Raw genomic sequence first — 15,731 nt, 5'->3', positions numbered from 1 at the left:
CATCGAAACGGCGCCACGCTCTTGCGCCGGGGTTAGTTAGTTCCACATACTTTCGAAATCGAATCGTCGCCGTCGACCGAGAGGAGAGCACGTGCCGAACCCGCATCACCCCCGATCCCGTCGTCGCGGCGCTCTGATCACCGCCGGCGTGCTCTGTCTGGCCGCCCTCGCCTCCGGAGTCGTCGTCCTCGCCGTGGACCACGCCGACCGTCCCGTCTCCGTCGTCGGCGACCGTGCGATCTCGGCCGATGAGATCCGATTCCAGATGGGGCTACTTGACGACTCCGTGTCGAACGCCGTCCGGGCCGGCACCGTTCCCGCCGCCGAGGCGGACGCCGAGCTGCGAAAGCGCGCACTCGAGCAGTCCCTCCGCGATGCGCAGCTGTTCGGCCTCGCCCGTGCCCACGGACTGATCGACTTCGACGACTTCGACGGCTTCCTCCGCTCCTTGGAGGAGGAGAACGACTCCCGCGCCGCCGCACTGGCCGCCGGTGAGATCGTCTACGGGACCACCGAGTTCTCGGCGCCGGAGTACTACTCCCGGACGATCACGCTGCTGCGCACCGAGCTCACCGATCTGCTTGCGGAGGACGGCGGACCGCTGCATGTGACGGACGCCGACGTCCGCGCCTACTACGACGCGAACGCGGCCGACTGGGCGGCGAAAGCGAGCACGTGGAGCATCCGTTCGCTGAGCCTCCCCGCCACCGCGGCCGAGGACACCGGCTGCGCCGCGGCGCTCGCCGTCGCACCGCCGTCGCTCGGCGCCGTCGAGTCCGCCTGCCGAGCGACTGCCACGGACTCGACGATCGACGGCGCCACCGATCTCCCGGCCGGCTCACCCGCAGCCGAGGCGCTCGCCTCGGTCCAGGGCCTCGAGGCGGGAGCGACTTCCGCCCCCGTCGTCGCCGACGGTGCCGTCCACCTGTTCCAGCTCGTCTCGTCGTCGGTCGACTCCGACGCCGCGTTCGAGCTCTACGCCGACCGCATCCGGTCGGTGGTCGTCTCGGACCGTCTCGACGGCTACCTCGACGACCTCGTCTCCACCGCCTCGCCCGACACGGACGAAGCGCTCCTCTCGACGATCGAACCGAAGGACTAGATGATGACCCGACACTCCGGAGCGACGAGGCGGCTCCCGCTCTCCCTCGCCGCCCTCGGCACCGCCGCGCTGGTAGCCCTGGGCTGCCTCGCCGGCGCACCCGCGGCGACCGCCGCGGAGCCCTCGACGGGCTGGGCGGGCAACACCGCCAACAGCCTCGGCGGCACCGACTACTTCCTCGACGCGACCGCCGGCGATGACGCCGCCGCGGGTACCTCGCGCACCACCGCGTGGAAGTCGCTCACCAAGGCCAGCACGATGACGTACTCCGCCGGTGACCGGATCCTCCTCAAGGCGGGCGAGACCTGGAACGGCCAGCAGCTGCTGCCCCAGGGCTCCGGCTCCGCAGGCCGCCCGATCGTGATCGACGCCTACGGCGACTCCGCGACGAAGCCGTCCATCGCCACCGATGGCCGGGTCGCCAGCCCCTTCCTCCCCGGCACTCAGACCAAGAACCCCGAGACCGTCGGCCTGACCGGCGCGATCAGCCTGCGCAACCAGCAGTACTGGGAGATCCACGACCTCTCGATCAGCAACGACGACGACTTCGCGACCGACATCACCACCGGATCCATCGTCCGAGACGGTGTCAGCATCTCGATCAACGCCGACAAGCTCACGGGCGACGACTCGGTGATGGACTACTTCCGCATCTCAGGGCTCGACATCCACGACATCGACGGCCCGAGCACCTGGCAGCGGATCCACTACGGCGGCATCAACTTCCAGGTCTTCGGCTCGAAGCAGTACACGGAGTACGGCACGGGCGGCCACCACTTCCAGGACGTCCGCATCGAGGACAACACCTTCACCAAGGTGGAGCTGCACGCCGTGCAGTTCGCGTTCAACTGGTTCGGCGACGCCCAGGGCCAGACCGATTCGACCGGGAAGTACCACGAGGGGTGGGAGCAGGCCTGGGTCCGCGACCGGGACCTCTACAGCCGCAACGTCTACATCGGCCACAACTACGCCGCCGACACCGGTCAGGGCGCGATCCAGCTCGCGAACACCAAGGACATGGTCGTCGAGTACAACGAGGTCAACGGCTTCCTCCGCCGCTACAACCAGGTCTCGGCCGGTCTCTACCTCTGGGCGGGCGCCGATTCGGTGATGCGCTACAACGAGGTCTACGACGGACCCGCGAACGAGTACGACGCGACTCCCTGGGACCTCGAGTTCACCAACTTCGACGTGACCTACGAGTACAACTACTCGCACGACAACAAGGGCGGGTGGATGTCCTACATGGGCAACAGCTCGAACTCCGTCGCGCGGTACAACCTGAGCGTCAACGACAACGGCGTTCTCGTGAAGAACATGCTCTCGACGAACTACTCGCCGACCTACTTCACCAACAACGTCTTCGTCTACGACGGAGCGCAGCTGCATCAGGTCCACGACGAGGTCTTCAAGAGCCCCGTCTACTTCCTCAACAACGTCTTTTACAACACGTCGACGACGACTCCCACGACGTGGTTCCGGAAGCCCGGCGCTCTCGACAACGCCCGCTTCTCGAACAACGCCATGTTCGAGGCCTCCGGGACGCACTCGCCGCAGGAGCCCGCCGACGCGGGCAAGGTGACGGCCGATCCGCAGTTCGTCTCGCCCGTCTCGTCCTACTCGACGCGTGCGGGAGTGGAGAACATCCTCACGTCAGCCGCGAAGTTCCAGGTCGCCGACACCTCGCCGCTGATCGACGCGGGACGCTACAACGTCCACGTCGGGCAGAAGGACTTCTTCGGCACCGACCTCTACTACGGCGCCGGCATGGACATCGGCATCCAGGAGAAGCGGATCGGCGCTCAGGTCGCGAACCCCGTCGACACCGACCCGATCGAGGACGACGGCATCGACACCCGGACGAACCTCGCGATCGGCTCCACGGCGACCGCGAGCTCCACCCACCCGCACCAGAACTTCTCGCTCAACGCGTCCAAGCTCGTCGACGGCGACGCCACCACCCGCTGGGCGGCCGCCGACGACGCGACCTACCCGCTGACGGTGGACCTCGACTTCGGCAAGGACGTCGTCTTCTCCGAGGTGCAGCTCTCGGAGTTCCTCGACTCGGGCACCGGTCCGCGCATCCAGGACTACGACCTGCAGAAGTGGGACGCGGCGACCTCGTCGTGGAGCACCTTCGCCTCGCGCACCGACGGAGTCGGCTCCTCGAAGACGATCACCGGATTCGGCGACGTCACCTCCAGCAAGCTCCGCGTCTCCATCACGGCGAAGGTCGCGGGGGAGCAGTACTCGCCCTCGATGACCGAGATCCGCGTCTTCGGCCCGACCACCCCGGTCTCGGCCGACCCGCAGGTCACCCCCGCCGCCGGCGCCTACGACACGAACGCCTCCGCGGCGTCGCTGCCCGGAAACACGGTGTCCTACGACATCGCGCTCGACGGCGACACCCTCTCGACCGTCCGGTACGTCGGACCCGAGGGCAACGTGCTCGGCAGCCTGACCCAGGGCACCGACTACACCGCTACGACGACCGACGGCAGCACCCGGATCGACCTCTCGAGCTCCTTCCTCTCGAGCCGCATCGTCGGCGAGTCGGGACTGCGCTTCGAGTTCGCCTCCGGCGCCACCCGCGACGTCGACCTGACCATCGTCGACACGACCGAGCTCGAGGCCGCGCTGACCCGCGCCCGCGCGATCCCGGTCGCCGCCACTCCCGAGTACTCCGTGCTGAAGACCGAGATCGACGAGGCCCAGGCCGTCCTCGACTCCGCCAACCGCACCGTCACCGGAACGGGCAATTCGACCGTCACGCCCGCCAAGGTGCAGACCGCGACGAGCGAGCTGACCGCGGCGACCACGGCCTACACCCCGCCCGTGCAGCAGGGGATCATCTCGGTGATCGCCCCCGCGATCACCGGCACCGCCAAGGTCGGCTCGATCCTCCGGGCGAGCGCCGGCACCTGGAGCGAGGCGGGCGTCACGCTCTCCTATTCCTGGCAGCGCAACGGAACGGCGATCCCCTCCGCGACGAAGTCCTCCTACCGCCTCCTGAAGGCGGATGCCGGCCAGTCGATCACGGTCGTGGTGAAGGCGTCCAAGCCCGGGTTCACCAGCGGGTCCGCGACCAGCGCGCCGGTGACGGTGGCGGCCGGCACCACCGCGAGCGCCACGACGACGAAGGGGATCGCGGCGGTGCACGCTCGCACGATCACCTACCGCGTGACCGTGTCCGCCGCGGACGGAGCAACTGCCAAGGGCGGCACCGTGACCGTGTACGACCGGGGTGTCGTGGTCGCTGTCAAGAAGGTGAACGCGACCAACGGCAAGGTCGTCTTCACCCTGCCGAAGTCGTCGAAGGGCCGGCACGTGCTGACCGCGTCGTACTCGGGCACGACGACCGCAGCGCCGTCCACGAGCGCCGAGACGGTCGTCGTCGTCCGCTGAGGCCGACCCGACCGCACCACCGCCACCACCCGCCGACCGGCCCTGCGACACCTGAGGAGCACCAGATGATGACCGAGCTCACCCTCGCTCCCGTCGAGCGCGACGACTCCTCCGCGGCGTCGCAGGGCCGGAAGGCCAGCCAGCGCGACACGCGACACCACAATCGAGGCCTGGTGCTGCGCACGCTGTTCGCGCAGGACGGCCTGTCCCGCGCGGACATCGGTCGACTGACCGGGCTGACCAAGGTCACGGTCTCGGACCTGATCGCCGACCTCATCGACGACGGCATCGTCGAGGAGATCGGCCAGCGTCCCGGCTCCCGGCCCGGCAAGCCGGCCACGGTCCTGGGAGTCGTCGCCGCGGGGCGCTGCGTCGTGGCTCTCGACCTCTCCTCCTCGACCCATGTGCGGGCCGCTCTCGTCGATCTCCGCGGCGAGGTCGGCGCGGTCGTCATCAGCGAACTGGGCACGCCCACGGAGTCGGTGGACCGCATGATCGCCGCGGCCCTCGAGGTCGTCGCATCGGCGGCCACTGTCGTGGTCGGCATCGCGGTCGGCACGCAGGGCACGGTCCTCCCCGACGGGACCGTGGCCGAGGCGCCGCGTCTCGGCTGGCGCTCCGTCCCCCTCCGCGCACTGCTCGAGAAGGCCTCCGGGCTGCCGGTCGTCGTCCAGAACGACGCCGACAGCTCGGCCCTCGCCGAGCAGCGCTACGGCGGCGGCGACGACACGCTCGTGCTGCTCCAGATCTCGAGCGGAGTCGGCGCCGGTGTGCTGATCGAGGGTCGCGTCTACTCGGGGCGCTCCAGCGCCGCGGGCGAGATCGGCCACGTCGTGGTCGAGGACGGCGGTCGCCCGTGCACCTGCGGGAAGAACGGCTGCCTCGAGACCTACGCGGCCGCCGTCGTCCTCGAGGAGCAGATCGCCCGCGATCCCGCCCGGACCGCCGAGATCCTCGGCGCCGCCGGCGGACGGATCGGAGCAGCCCTCGCCCCCGTGGTCGGACTGCTCGACCTCTCCGAGATCGTGATCGCCGGTCCGGCGGCGCTGGTCGAGGGCCCCTCCTCTCGGCGGCGGCCGCCACCGTCCATTCCCGGACCCGCTCCAGCTTCCGCCCCGACGTGCGCCTGCGCACCTCCCGCCTGGGCGAGGACGCGGTGCTGCTGGGCGCGAGCGCTCAGCTGCTCCGCGAGCAGCTCGCCCTCTACTGACCCACCTGTCCGTCCCCTCGGACTTCTCCCCTCCCGAATCACCCACCCTGCACAGAAGGACACCTGACAATGACGAAACGAGCCCTGAGCCTCGCCGCCCTGGTCGCCGCCTCCGCGATCGCCCTGAGCGGCTGCAGCGCCGGCACCACCGGATCCACCTCCGGTGGCGACTCCGGCGGCGTGCTGAAGATCGCCGCCCTCGAGGGCGGCTACGGCGCCGACATGTACGACGAGGTCGCCGCGGCCTACGAGAAGCTCAACCCGGACATCGACGTCCAGGTGCAGACCAGCAAGAGCATCGAGGACGAGCTGACCCCGAACCTCCAGGCGGGCGACTACCCCGACCTGGTCGTGCTCGGCCAGGGCCGCCAGGCCGGCCTCACCGAGACGCTGATCAAGGACAAGGCCCTCGAGGACGTCTCCGACGTGCTCACGACGACGGTCCCCGGCGAGGACGTGACCGTCGGCGACAAGCTCGTCGACGGCGTCGTGGGCAACCTCAACACCGACCCCTACGGCGACGGCAAGACCTACCTGATGCCGATGTACTACTCGCCGACCGGCCTCTTCTACGACACCAACCTCCTGGAGTCCAAGGGCTGGGCCGTCCCGACCACCTGGGACGAGCTCTTCGCGCTCGGCGACAAGGCGAAGGCGGAGGGCCTGTCGCTCTTCACCTACCCGACGGCGGGCTACCTCGACGGCTACTTCTTCTCGCTCCTGGCCGACGTCGGGGGAGAGGACTTCTACACCGACGTCATGACGTACAAGGAGGACGTCTGGGAGACCCCCGAGGCCCGCGAGGCGCTCGAGCTCACCGCGAAGCTGCTGTCCTACGCCGCCCCGACCACCGTCGGCTACGCCAACCAGCAGGACTTCACCAAGAACCAGCAGTCGATCCTCGACGGCACCACGCTGTTCATGCCCAACGGCACCTGGATCGTCGGCGAGATGGCCGACGCGCCCCGCACCGACGGCTTCGCCTGGGGCCTGACCCCGCTGCCCGCCGTCGAGGCCGGAGGCGAGCGCTACATCACGACGTCCGTCGAGTCGGCGTGGATCCCCGCCGCCGCCGAGAACAAGGACGCCGCGAAGGACTTCATGGCGTACCTCTACTCGGACGAGGCCGCGGCGATCTTCGCCGCCTCCGACGCGATCCAGCCGATCACCGGCCTCGCCGACTCGCTCGACGGCGACACGAAGGAGTTCTACTCCGTCTACTCCGACGAGGGCACGAAGGCACTGGTCGGCGGATTCGCCAGCACCGCGCCCGTCGAGGGCGTCGACATCAAGACGACGCTGCTGAACTCGGCCGACTCGATCATCTCGGGCGACCTGAGCGTCGACGAGTGGCAGGCCGAGCTCAACGAGGCCAGCAACCGCCTGGGCGCTGCGAGCTGATGACCGAGAGCTCGACGGTCCTGCCCGTCACCCCCCAGACCACGCACGCGGGCGGGTCCGTCGAGACCGCGGCCGCCGTTCCGGGACTCCGGTCCCGGCGGCGGCCGCCCCGGCGGGCCGGGCACCAGAAGGGGCTCCGGCGATTCCTCGTCGCCTGCCTGGCCCCCGCGTTCCTGCTGTACGTCCTCTTCATGATCGTGCCGACGATCGACGTGTTCCGCATGTCGCTCTTCCGCACGAGCAGCCTCTCGAACACCTCGACCTTCATCGGCTTCGAGAACTTCGTGCTGCTGGCCTCCGACCCCGCGTTCCTCCGGGCCTTCCAGAACACCGTGCTGATGCTCGTGGTCGTGACCATCGTCACGATGGGCTCCGCGCTGGTGCTCGCCGCCGTGATGACCCGGCAGAACCTGCCCGGCCGCAACGTCTACCGCTTCGTCCTCTACGTTCCCAGCGTGCTGTCGATCGTCGTGATCGCGGCGATCTTCTCGGCCGTCTACGACCAGTCCAACGGGTTGCTCAACTCCGCCCTGGGCCTCCTCGGCGGCGGTCAGGGCCCGGTCTGGCTCGGCGATCAGTCGCTCGTGATGTTCAGCATCGCGATCGCGATGGTCTGGCAGTCGGTCGGCTACTACCTCGTCCTCTACATGGCCTCGATGTCGGCCGTGCCCGAGGACCTCTACGAGGCGTCGTCCCTCGACGGAGCGAGCCCGGTGCGGCAGTTCCTCGAGGTCACCCTGCCGATGATCTGGCCGAGCATCCGCACCAGCCTCACCTTCTTCATCATCAGCTCCGTCAACCTCAGCTTCGTGCTGGTGCGGGCGATGACCGGAGGCGGACCGGACGGCGCGTCCGAGGTGCTCCTCAGCTACATGTACCAGCAGGCCTACACGAACTCGTCCTACGGCTACGGCATGGCCATCGGAGTCGTCATCTTCGTGTTCTCCTTCGCCCTCGCGCTGATCGTCAACCGCGTCACCAAGAGAGAGGATGTGGAGTTCTGATGGCTCTCACCATCGCTTCCCCCCGCTGCGGCGACGCCCGTCGTGCTCGGCGCCTCGGGAAGGTGCTCACCACCGTCGTGCTGGTGGCCGCCTCCCTCGCGATCGCGATCCCCGTCGTCTGGGTGCTGGTCGCCTCGCTCAAGCAGAAGGGCGAGTTCTACGGCAGCCCGTGGACCCTGCCGGAGACGGCGTTCTGGCAGAACTTCGCCGACGCTTTCATCGACGCCGAGATGGGGCGCTACTTCCTGACGTCGATCCTCGTCGTCTCGCTCGCCCTCGTGCTGTGCCTGGTGATCTCGGTCCCGGCGGCCTACGCCCTCGCCCGGTTCGACTTCCGCGGCAAGGCGATCCTGGAGACGCTGCTGCTCGGCGGCCTCTTCGTCAACGTCAACTACATCGTCGTGCCGATCTTCCTGATGCTGATCGGGTGGGACCGCGCTCTGCGCGGGATGCTGCCGGGCGGCTTCTTCATCAACAACCCGGTGATGCTCGCCGTCGTGTACGCGGCGACATCGATCCCGTTCACCGTCTACCTGCTCGCGACCTACCTCCGCACGGTGCCGGTCGTGTACCAGGAGGCCGCGGTGCTCGACGGCGCGTCGCGCCTGCGGATCATGGTGTCGGTGATCATCCCGATGGCGCTGCCGGCCATCAACACGGCGATCCTCTTCAACTTCCTGTCCTTCTGGAACGACTTCATCATCTCCCTCACCCTCATGCCGGGCGAGAACAAGACGATCCAGGTCGGACTGCTGAACCTCTTCACGGCGCAGAAGGCCGCCGCCGACTACGGCCGCCTCTACGCGGGCATGGTGATCGTCATGGTCCCCGCCCTGATCCTCTACGCCCTCGTGCAGAAGCGCCTCCTCCAGGGCGTCTCGACGGCGGCCGACAAATGAACGGAGCATCTCGCATGACCCCCCGGACCCCCGGACGCTTCACGATCCCCAGCGAAGAGGACTTCGCCGACGAGACCGCGCGCCTCGCGCGCCTCTGGGGCGCCGACGCGATCCGCAACAGCGACGGCACCCGACTCGACGACGCGGTGGTGGACCTCGGACTCGCCGTCTACGGCGCGTACTTCCCGGTGCGGGGCGACAACGCCTTCATCCGGGAGCACCTCGAGGAGCGACCGCAGATGTTCCTGCTGTCCGACCGCGTCCTCGCCCGCGCGACCGAGGTCGAGATCGGCTACGCGGACGGCTACTTCGACCAGCAGCTCGAGCCCAACCGCGACGCGGAGGCGCTGCCCTACTGGGAGGTCGTCGACCGGACGACGGGATCGCTCGTCCCGCGCGAGCAGTGGAGGCTGAGCGCGGACGGCGCGGCCGTCGTGCTCTCGGGCGCGCAGCTTTGGCACGAGTACACCGTCGCGTTCCTCGCCTACGTGGCCTGGGACCCGGTCGAGATGTACAACCACCTCACCAACGGGTGGGGCGATCGCGAGCACGAGATCCCCTACGACCCTCGCCACCCCGCCACCGCCGCGCATCTGCGTTCCGCCATGACCCGCTGGCTCGAGGAGAATCCGAAGGTGGACGTCGTCCGCTTCACGACGTTCTTCTACCAGTTCTCGCTCGTCTTCGACGAGCAGGGCCGCGAGAAGTTCGTCGACTGGTTCGGCTACGGCGCGACCGTCTCGCCGCGCGCGCTGCGCGACTTCGAGGCCGAGCGCGGCTTCGCGCTGCGCGCCGAGGACTTCGTCGACCAGGGCTACTACAACTCGTCCTTCCGGGTCCCCTCCGACAGCTACCGGGCCTGGACCGCCTTCGTCCGCGCCTTCGTCCAGGAGACGGCCGCCGAGCTCGTCGCGCAGGTCAAGGCCGACGGCCGCGAGGCGATGATGTTCCTCGGCGACCAGTGGATCGGCATGGAGCCCTACAGCGAGGGCTTCGCCGACATCGGGCTCGACGCCGTCGTCGGCAGCGTCGGCGACGGCACGACCCTGCGGATGATCTCGGACATCCCGGGACTGCGCTACACCGAGGGGCGGTTCCTCCCGTACTTCTTCCCGGACACCTTCTACGAGGGCAACGACCCCCGCGACGAGGCCCTCGACAACTGGCTGCAGGCCCGCCGCGCGATCCTCCGCTCTCCGATCGACCGCATGGGCTACGGCGGCTATCTCAGCCTCGCGGCGAAGGCGCCCGAGTTCGTGCGGACCGTCGAGGAGATCGCGGAGGAGTTCCGCGGGCTCCATGAGAGGATCGCGGGCACCCCGCCGCGCAGCTCCTCGTCGTGGCCGTGCTGAACCACTGGGGCGCACTGCGCTCCTGGCAGGCGTTCACGGTCGCGCACGCGCTGCACTCCAAGCAGGCGTACTCCTACTACGGCGTGCTCGAGGCGTTGAGCGGCATGCCCGTCGACGTCCGGTTCCTCTCGTTCGACGACGTCCTCGAGCGGGGGATCGACGCCGACATCGACGTGATCATCACCGCGGGTGCCGCGGACACCGCCTTCTCGGGCGGGGACGTGTGGCGCCGACCCGAGCTCGTCGCGCTGCTGCGCTCGTGGGTCGACGCCGGTGGCGGGCTCGTCGGGGTCGGCGAGCCGACCGCCACGAGCCACCAGGGCCGGTTCTTCCAGCTCGCCGACTGCTTCGGAGTGGACCGCGAGCGCGGTTTCAGCCTCTCCTCGGACAAGCACGACTGGTCGGTGACGGGCGAGCACTTCATCACCGAGGGCATCGACCTCGGGTCCTTCTCCTTCGGCGAGCCGCTGCCGGACGTCTACGCGATCTCCCCCGAGACCGAGATCCTGCACCTCTCGGAGTCCCGCGACGTGCACCTCGCTGCGCGCGCCTCGGGCGGAGGCCGCGCGGTCTACGCGACGGGGCTGCCCTACAGCCCGATCGCCGCCCGGCTGCTCTCGCGCGCCCTGCACTGGGCCGCGGGGAAGGAGGAGGAGCTGGACCGCTTCACGAGCAGCAACCCGGTCTGCGAGGTCAACGTCTACCCCGACTCCGGCGTGTACTGCGTCGTCAACAACACCCGTGAACCGCAGAGCACCACGGTCGTCCTCGAGGACGGCACGGCGGTGCCGCTCGACCTCGAGGCCGCCGGTCTCGTCTGGAAGGAGCTCCGATGAGCGCCGTCGTCCGGTCGACCCTGACCTCCGTCGCGATCCTCGCGGTCCTCGCGGGGGCGGTCGTCCTGGTGGTCGTCGGCCACGCCGCCGACGGCTGGGGAGCGCTGGGCCTGATGCTCGCCGGCCTCGCGCTGCTGCTCGTCCTGCTCGCCGCCTACAACCGGAGCCGGCGATGATCCCGGCGCCCGCGCAGGATCCGCGCTACCTCGGCCACGTGGCTCCGTCGGCGAGGCAGCTCGCCTGGCAGCGCCTCGAGTTCTACGGCTTCCTGCACTTCGGGATGAACACGATGACCGATTGCGAGTGGGGCGACGGCACGGAGTCGCCGTCGCTGTTCGACCCCGCCGACGTCGACGCGGACGAGTGGGTGCGCACCTGCCGCGGCGCGGGGATGAGCGCGGTGATCCTCACCTGCAAGCACCACGACGGCTTCGCGCTCTGGCCGACCGCCGTCAGCGACCACTCCGTCGCCTCGAGTCCGTGGCGCGATGGTGCGGGCGACCTCGTCGCCGAGGTGGCCGAGGCCTGCCGTCGGCACGGTCTCGCGTTCGGCGTCTACCTCTCGCCCTGGGACCGGGCCGAGGCGTCCTACGGTTCGGGCCGCGCCTACGACGACTTCTACGTCGCCCAGCTCACCGAGCTGCTGACGGGCTACGGCGAGATCTTCTGCGTCTGGCTCGACGGAGCGAACGGCGAGGGGCCGGACGGCCGCAGGCAGCTCTACGACTGGGACCGCTACTACCGGGTCGTCCGGGCCCTGCAGCCCGGCGCGGTGATCAGCGTCTGCGGACCGGACGTCCGCTGGTGCGGCAACGAGGCGGGCGAGACCCGCCGCGACGAGTGGAGTGTCGTCCCCTGGGAGCTCCGTGACGCGGAAGGCACCGCCTCCCGCTCGCAGCAGGTCGACGACGGCGAGTTCTCGCGCGCCTCCGCCCGCAGCGACGAGGACGACCTCGGGAGCCGCGCGGCGCTCGCCGACTACCGCGGCGAGCCCGTCTGGTACCCCGCCGAGGTGAACACCTCGACGCGCCCCGGCTGGTTCCACCACGACGAGGAGGACGACCGGGTGCGCAGCGCCGAGGAGCTCTTCGCGATCCACCAGCGCTCCGTCGGCGGCAACTCGACCTTCCTGCTCAACGTGCCTCCGCGACGCGACGGCCGGCTGAGCCCGGCCGACATCCACTCCCTGCGCGGTCTCGGCGAGCTCCTGCGGGAGTGGAACGCGGCCGACATCTCGGCTGAGGCGTCGATGGTCTGCTCCTCCGGCAGCGCGCGCGAGATGCGCGCCGGCGGCACCTGGTCCCCGGACGCCGCCGACGCCGCTCCGACCGTGCTGCTGCGCTTCGACCGGCCACGGACGGTCCGCGCGGTGGTGCTGGAGGAGGAGATCGCCCTCGGCCAGAGGATCGAGGGCGTCGAGGCCGCGGCGATCGTGGACGGTCGGCGGATCGTACTCACCCGCGCGTCGAGCGTCGGCTACCGCCGGATCCTCGCCTTCGAGCCCGTCGCCGTCGAGGCGATCGAGATCGTCGTGACCGCCTCGCGGACACGGCCCGTGCTCGCTGCGCTGCGCGTGATCCAGGCGCACGGCGGGGAGGAGCGCGCATGAGGGTCGGCATCGACATCGGCGGTACGAAGACGCACGCGATCCTCCTGGAGGAGGGCGAGATCGTCGACGAGCTCGTCACCGAGTCGGGCCGCGGTGAGGAGGGAGTGGTGCGGGGCACCCTCGGCGTGCTGCGGATCCTCGCGCAGCGGCACGGGCGCGCACTGGACGACTCCGCCTTCCGCACGATCGGCATCGGCATCCCCGGAACCGTCGACGTCGGCACCGGGGTGATCACCCATGCCGTAAACCTCGGGATCCGCGGGTCCGGTCTGGCCCTCAGACAGCGACTGCGGGAGGCCGTCGGGATCGAGGTCTCGGTGGACAACGACGTGAAGGCGACCGCGCTGGGGGCGGCGAGCACCCTCGGGCTGCTCGCGCACCACGACGTGACCTACCTCAACGTCGGCACCGGCGTCGCCGCGGCGACCACGCTCGACGGCGTGATCCTGCGCGGAGTCGGCTCCATGGCGGGGGAGATCGGCCACCTGTCCGTCGATCCCCGCGGTGAGCGCTGCATCTGCGGTCAGACGGGCTGCCTCGAGACGATCCTCGGCGGGGGCGGCATCGAGCGCCGGCTGCGCGCCGTGGACGAGGACCTGACTCCGACCGACCTCTTCCTCGACCGCCCCGACCTCCCGGGGCTGGCCCGGGAGCGCGAGCGCATCGTCGGCGCACTCGCCCACGCGTGCACTCTGCTCGCGACCACCTACGGAGCCGACACGATCGTGCTCGGAGGCGGTGTCATCCGGCACGTCGACGGTCTCGTCGAGGCGGCCGCGTCGCTCCTCGAGCGCCAGGCCGAGCAGTCGCCGTTCCTGTCGGCCCTCGCCGTCGCCGAGCGACTCGTCACCGTCCCGTCCTCCCTCCCGATCGCCGCCCTCGGTGCCGCGGTCGTGGGGATCCCCCAGGGGGAGCGCCGCCGGACGGCGCTGCCCACCGCTGCGAGCAGGAGCCGCCCGTGACCGTCACCGTCCACATCGAGACCGACGCGCGGGCGGTCGCCCGCCGCGCGGCCGGCGTCGTCCTCGACGACCTCGCCGGGCACGAGCGCTACGCGCTCGGAGTCGCGACGGGGTCGAGCCCCTCGGGTCTCTACCGCGAGCTCGCCGTCGCCGTCGCCCGCGAGCCCGGGCTCTTCGCGGACGTCCGCGCGGTCGCACTGGACGAGTACGTGGGCCTGTCGCCGGAGGATCCGCGCAGCTACCACGCGACCGTCCGGAAGGAGGTCGTGGAGCCTCTCGGGCTCGATCCGGAGCGCGTGCGCGTGCCGAGCGAGCGGAGCGCCGAGGAGTACGACGAGACGGTCGCGCGCGAGGGCGGCGTCGATCTGCAGATCCTCGGGATCGGATCCAACGGCCACATCGCCTTCAACGAGCCGGGATCGCCGCACGACTCGGCCACACGGATCGTGGCGCTGACGGAGGCGACCCGGCGCGACAACGCCCGCTTCTTCGACAGCGTCGCCCAGGTGCCGACCCACGCGGTGACCCAGGGCATCGGCACCGTCCTGCGCGCACGCAGGCTCCTGCTGATCGCGCAGGGGGCGGGCAAGGCCGCGGCGGTCGCCGCCGCCCTGGAGGGACCCGTCACCGAGGACCTGCCCGGCAGTGCGCTCCAACGGCACGGCGACGTCACGGTGGTGCTCGATCGGGAGGCGGCCTCGCTGCTGGGGCAGCGCCGGTCGTGAGCAGCGCCGACTCCTTCGTCCTGCACGGTGCGCGGACGGTTGACGCGTCCGGCGTCGTGCCGGACGCGTGGCTGCTCATCGAGGACGGCGTCATCGGGGCCGCGGGCCGCGGCGGGGAGTGGCCGCGACGGCCCGGCCTCGACGTCGTCGACGCGCGCGGTCTCACGGCGACCCCGGGGTTCCTCGACCTCCACGTGCACGGGGGAGCGGGCGAGTCCTTCGAGGACGGAGCCGACGCGATCCGCGCCGCGCTGCGTCTGCACCGCTCGAGGGGCACGACCCGCTCGCTCGTCAGCCTCGTCTCGCAGCCGATCGAGGTGCTCGAGGGGTCGCTCGCCACGGTCGCCGCTCTCGCCGCCGAGGATCCGCTCCTGCTCGGCGCGCACCTGGAGGGCCCCTTCCTCGCGCCGTCGCGACGCGGCGCCCACGACCCCTCCGCCCTCTCCGCGCCCGACGACGAGTCGGTCTCCCGGCTCCTGGACGCGGCGGACGGCGCGCTCCGCCAGATCACGCTCGCTCCCGAGCTCCCGGGTGCCGCTGCGGCGATCGAGCGCTTCACCGCGGCCGGAGTCGTGGTGGCCGTCGGTCACACGGCGACCGACGCCGAGGGCGCGCGAGCGGCCTTCGATCGCGGCGCGACACTGCTGACCCACGCCTTCAACGCGATGCCCGGCATCCACCACCGCGACCCGGGGCCCGTCGTCGCCGCCTTCGAGGACGAGCGGGTGACCCTGGAGATCGTCCTCGACGGCGAGCACGTCGATCCGCGCGTCGCCGCCCTCGCCTTCCGCGAGGCCCCCGGCCGGATCGCGCTCGTCACCGACGCGATGGCGGCGGCCGGATCGGCCGACGGGTCGTACCGCCTGGGCGCGCTGGACGTCGACGTCTCAGGAGGACGGGCCGTCCTCCGCGGCTCGAGCACGCTCGCCGGCTCCACCCTGACGCAGGACCGGGCGCTGCGGATCGGCCTCGCCGCCGGCCTTGACGAGGCGAGCCTCGTCTCGGCGCTGACCGCGGCACCCGCGAGGGTGCTGGGCCGCGCGGATCTCGGGTCTCTCGCGCCGGGATTCCGCGCGGACGTCGTGCTGCTGGACGCGGCGTCGGAGGTCCGCGCCGTGTGGGCGGAGGGGCGGCGCGTGGACGGTCGGTGAGGGCGGTGCCTCCGGCGTGCTCGCCGCGTCGTCAGGGCGGCAGGCCGTCCTCCTCCGCCGGTCGACGGGACTGCC

At 70.5% G+C, this 15,731-nt stretch carries 13 protein-coding genes; all 13 read left to right on the top strand.

Going from position 1 to position 15,731, the window contains the following annotated elements; all coding sequences use genetic code 11:
- Positions 1-91: 91 nt before the first annotated feature.
- Positions 92-1,102: a hypothetical protein gene (locus AC0CID_RS10245; RefSeq protein ID WP_465226726.1), complete on the top strand. Its 1,011-nt coding sequence runs from the start codon at positions 92-94 to the stop codon at positions 1,100-1,102.
- A gap of 3 nt (positions 1,103-1,105) precedes the next feature.
- Positions 1,106-4,507 carry a galactose-binding domain-containing protein gene (locus tag AC0CID_RS10240; RefSeq protein ID WP_465226725.1) on the top strand — a complete coding sequence of 1,134 codons (3,402 nt, stop codon included), beginning with the start codon at positions 1,106-1,108 and terminating at the stop codon, positions 4,505-4,507.
- Between the two features lie 65 nt (positions 4,508-4,572).
- Positions 4,573-5,784 (top strand): ROK family transcriptional regulator, encoded by a 1,212-nt coding sequence (locus AC0CID_RS10235; RefSeq protein WP_465226724.1) that lies wholly within the window; start codon positions 4,573-4,575, stop codon positions 5,782-5,784.
- 2 nt (positions 5,785-5,786) lie between these two features.
- On the top strand, positions 5,787-7,118 hold the full coding sequence (locus AC0CID_RS10230) for a carbohydrate ABC transporter substrate-binding protein (RefSeq protein ID WP_465226723.1): 1,332 nt from the start codon (positions 5,787-5,789) through the stop codon (positions 7,116-7,118).
- A complete protein-coding gene (locus AC0CID_RS10225; RefSeq protein ID WP_465226722.1) occupies positions 7,118-8,122 on the top strand; it encodes a carbohydrate ABC transporter permease in 1,005 nt (334 codons plus the stop codon). The genes AC0CID_RS10230 and AC0CID_RS10225 overlap by 1 nt, the downstream gene beginning before the upstream one ends.
- The gene (locus AC0CID_RS10220; protein ID WP_465226721.1) at positions 8,122-9,021 is read left to right on the top strand and encodes a carbohydrate ABC transporter permease; all 900 of its coding nucleotides are present in this window, start codon (positions 8,122-8,124) and stop codon (positions 9,019-9,021) included. The genes AC0CID_RS10225 and AC0CID_RS10220 overlap by 1 nt, the downstream gene beginning before the upstream one ends.
- A 14-nt stretch (positions 9,022-9,035) precedes the next feature.
- On the top strand, positions 9,036-10,373 hold the full coding sequence (gene gnpA / locus AC0CID_RS10215; protein WP_465226720.1) for a 1,3-beta-galactosyl-N-acetylhexosamine phosphorylase: 1,338 nt from the start codon (positions 9,036-9,038) through the stop codon (positions 10,371-10,373).
- Positions 10,361-11,209 (top strand): lacto-N-biose phosphorylase central domain-containing protein, encoded by an 849-nt coding sequence (locus AC0CID_RS10210; protein WP_465226719.1) that lies wholly within the window; start codon positions 10,361-10,363, stop codon positions 11,207-11,209. Before gnpA ends, AC0CID_RS10210 begins: the two co-directional genes overlap by 13 nt.
- Positions 11,206-11,385 carry a DUF6903 family protein gene (locus tag AC0CID_RS10205; RefSeq protein WP_465226718.1) on the top strand — a complete coding sequence of 60 codons (180 nt, stop codon included), beginning with the start codon at positions 11,206-11,208 and terminating at the stop codon, positions 11,383-11,385. The genes AC0CID_RS10210 and AC0CID_RS10205 overlap by 4 nt, the downstream gene beginning before the upstream one ends.
- Entirely contained in the window at positions 11,382-12,818 is a 1,437-nt protein-coding gene (locus tag AC0CID_RS10200) for an alpha-L-fucosidase (protein WP_465226717.1), read from the top strand. Before AC0CID_RS10205 ends, AC0CID_RS10200 begins: the two co-directional genes overlap by 4 nt.
- Positions 12,815-13,780 carry an ROK family protein gene (locus AC0CID_RS10195; RefSeq protein WP_465226716.1) on the top strand — a complete coding sequence of 322 codons (966 nt, stop codon included), beginning with the start codon at positions 12,815-12,817 and terminating at the stop codon, positions 13,778-13,780. Before AC0CID_RS10200 ends, AC0CID_RS10195 begins: the two co-directional genes overlap by 4 nt.
- Positions 13,777-14,505 carry a glucosamine-6-phosphate deaminase gene (locus AC0CID_RS10190; protein ID WP_465226715.1) on the top strand — a complete coding sequence of 243 codons (729 nt, stop codon included), beginning with the start codon at positions 13,777-13,779 and terminating at the stop codon, positions 14,503-14,505. The genes AC0CID_RS10195 and AC0CID_RS10190 overlap by 4 nt, the downstream gene beginning before the upstream one ends.
- On the top strand, positions 14,502-15,656 hold the full coding sequence (locus AC0CID_RS10185) for an N-acetylglucosamine-6-phosphate deacetylase (RefSeq protein WP_465226714.1): 1,155 nt from the start codon (positions 14,502-14,504) through the stop codon (positions 15,654-15,656). The genes AC0CID_RS10190 and AC0CID_RS10185 overlap by 4 nt, the downstream gene beginning before the upstream one ends.
- The last annotated feature ends 75 nt before the right edge of the window (positions 15,657-15,731 follow it).

It is taken from the genome of Rathayibacter sp. AC451, from assembly GCF_979253095.1.
This window is presented reverse-complemented; position numbering and strand designations above follow the sequence as displayed.

Bases quoted from the DNA above. Each gene is read 5' to 3' on its own strand.
- AC0CID_RS10225 (WP_465226722.1), top strand. From the start codon at position 7,118: ATGACCGAGAGCTCGACGGTCCTGCCCGTCACCCCCCAGACCACGCAC.
- AC0CID_RS10235 (WP_465226724.1), top strand. From the start codon at position 4,573: ATGATGACCGAGCTCACCCTCGCTCCCGTCGAGCGCGACGACTCCTCC.
- AC0CID_RS10205 (WP_465226718.1), top strand. From the start codon at position 11,206: ATGAGCGCCGTCGTCCGGTCGACCCTGACCTCCGTCGCGATCCTCGCG.
- gnpA (WP_465226720.1), top strand. From the start codon at position 9,036: ATGACCCCCCGGACCCCCGGACGCTTCACGATCCCCAGCGAAGAGGAC.
- AC0CID_RS10220 (WP_465226721.1), top strand. From the start codon at position 8,122: ATGGCTCTCACCATCGCTTCCCCCCGCTGCGGCGACGCCCGTCGTGCT.
- AC0CID_RS10230 (WP_465226723.1), top strand. From the start codon at position 5,787: ATGACGAAACGAGCCCTGAGCCTCGCCGCCCTGGTCGCCGCCTCCGCG.
- AC0CID_RS10195 (WP_465226716.1), top strand. From the start codon at position 12,815: ATGAGGGTCGGCATCGACATCGGCGGTACGAAGACGCACGCGATCCTC.
- AC0CID_RS10240 (WP_465226725.1), top strand. From the start codon at position 1,106: ATGACCCGACACTCCGGAGCGACGAGGCGGCTCCCGCTCTCCCTCGCC.
- AC0CID_RS10200 (WP_465226717.1), top strand. From the start codon at position 11,382: ATGATCCCGGCGCCCGCGCAGGATCCGCGCTACCTCGGCCACGTGGCT.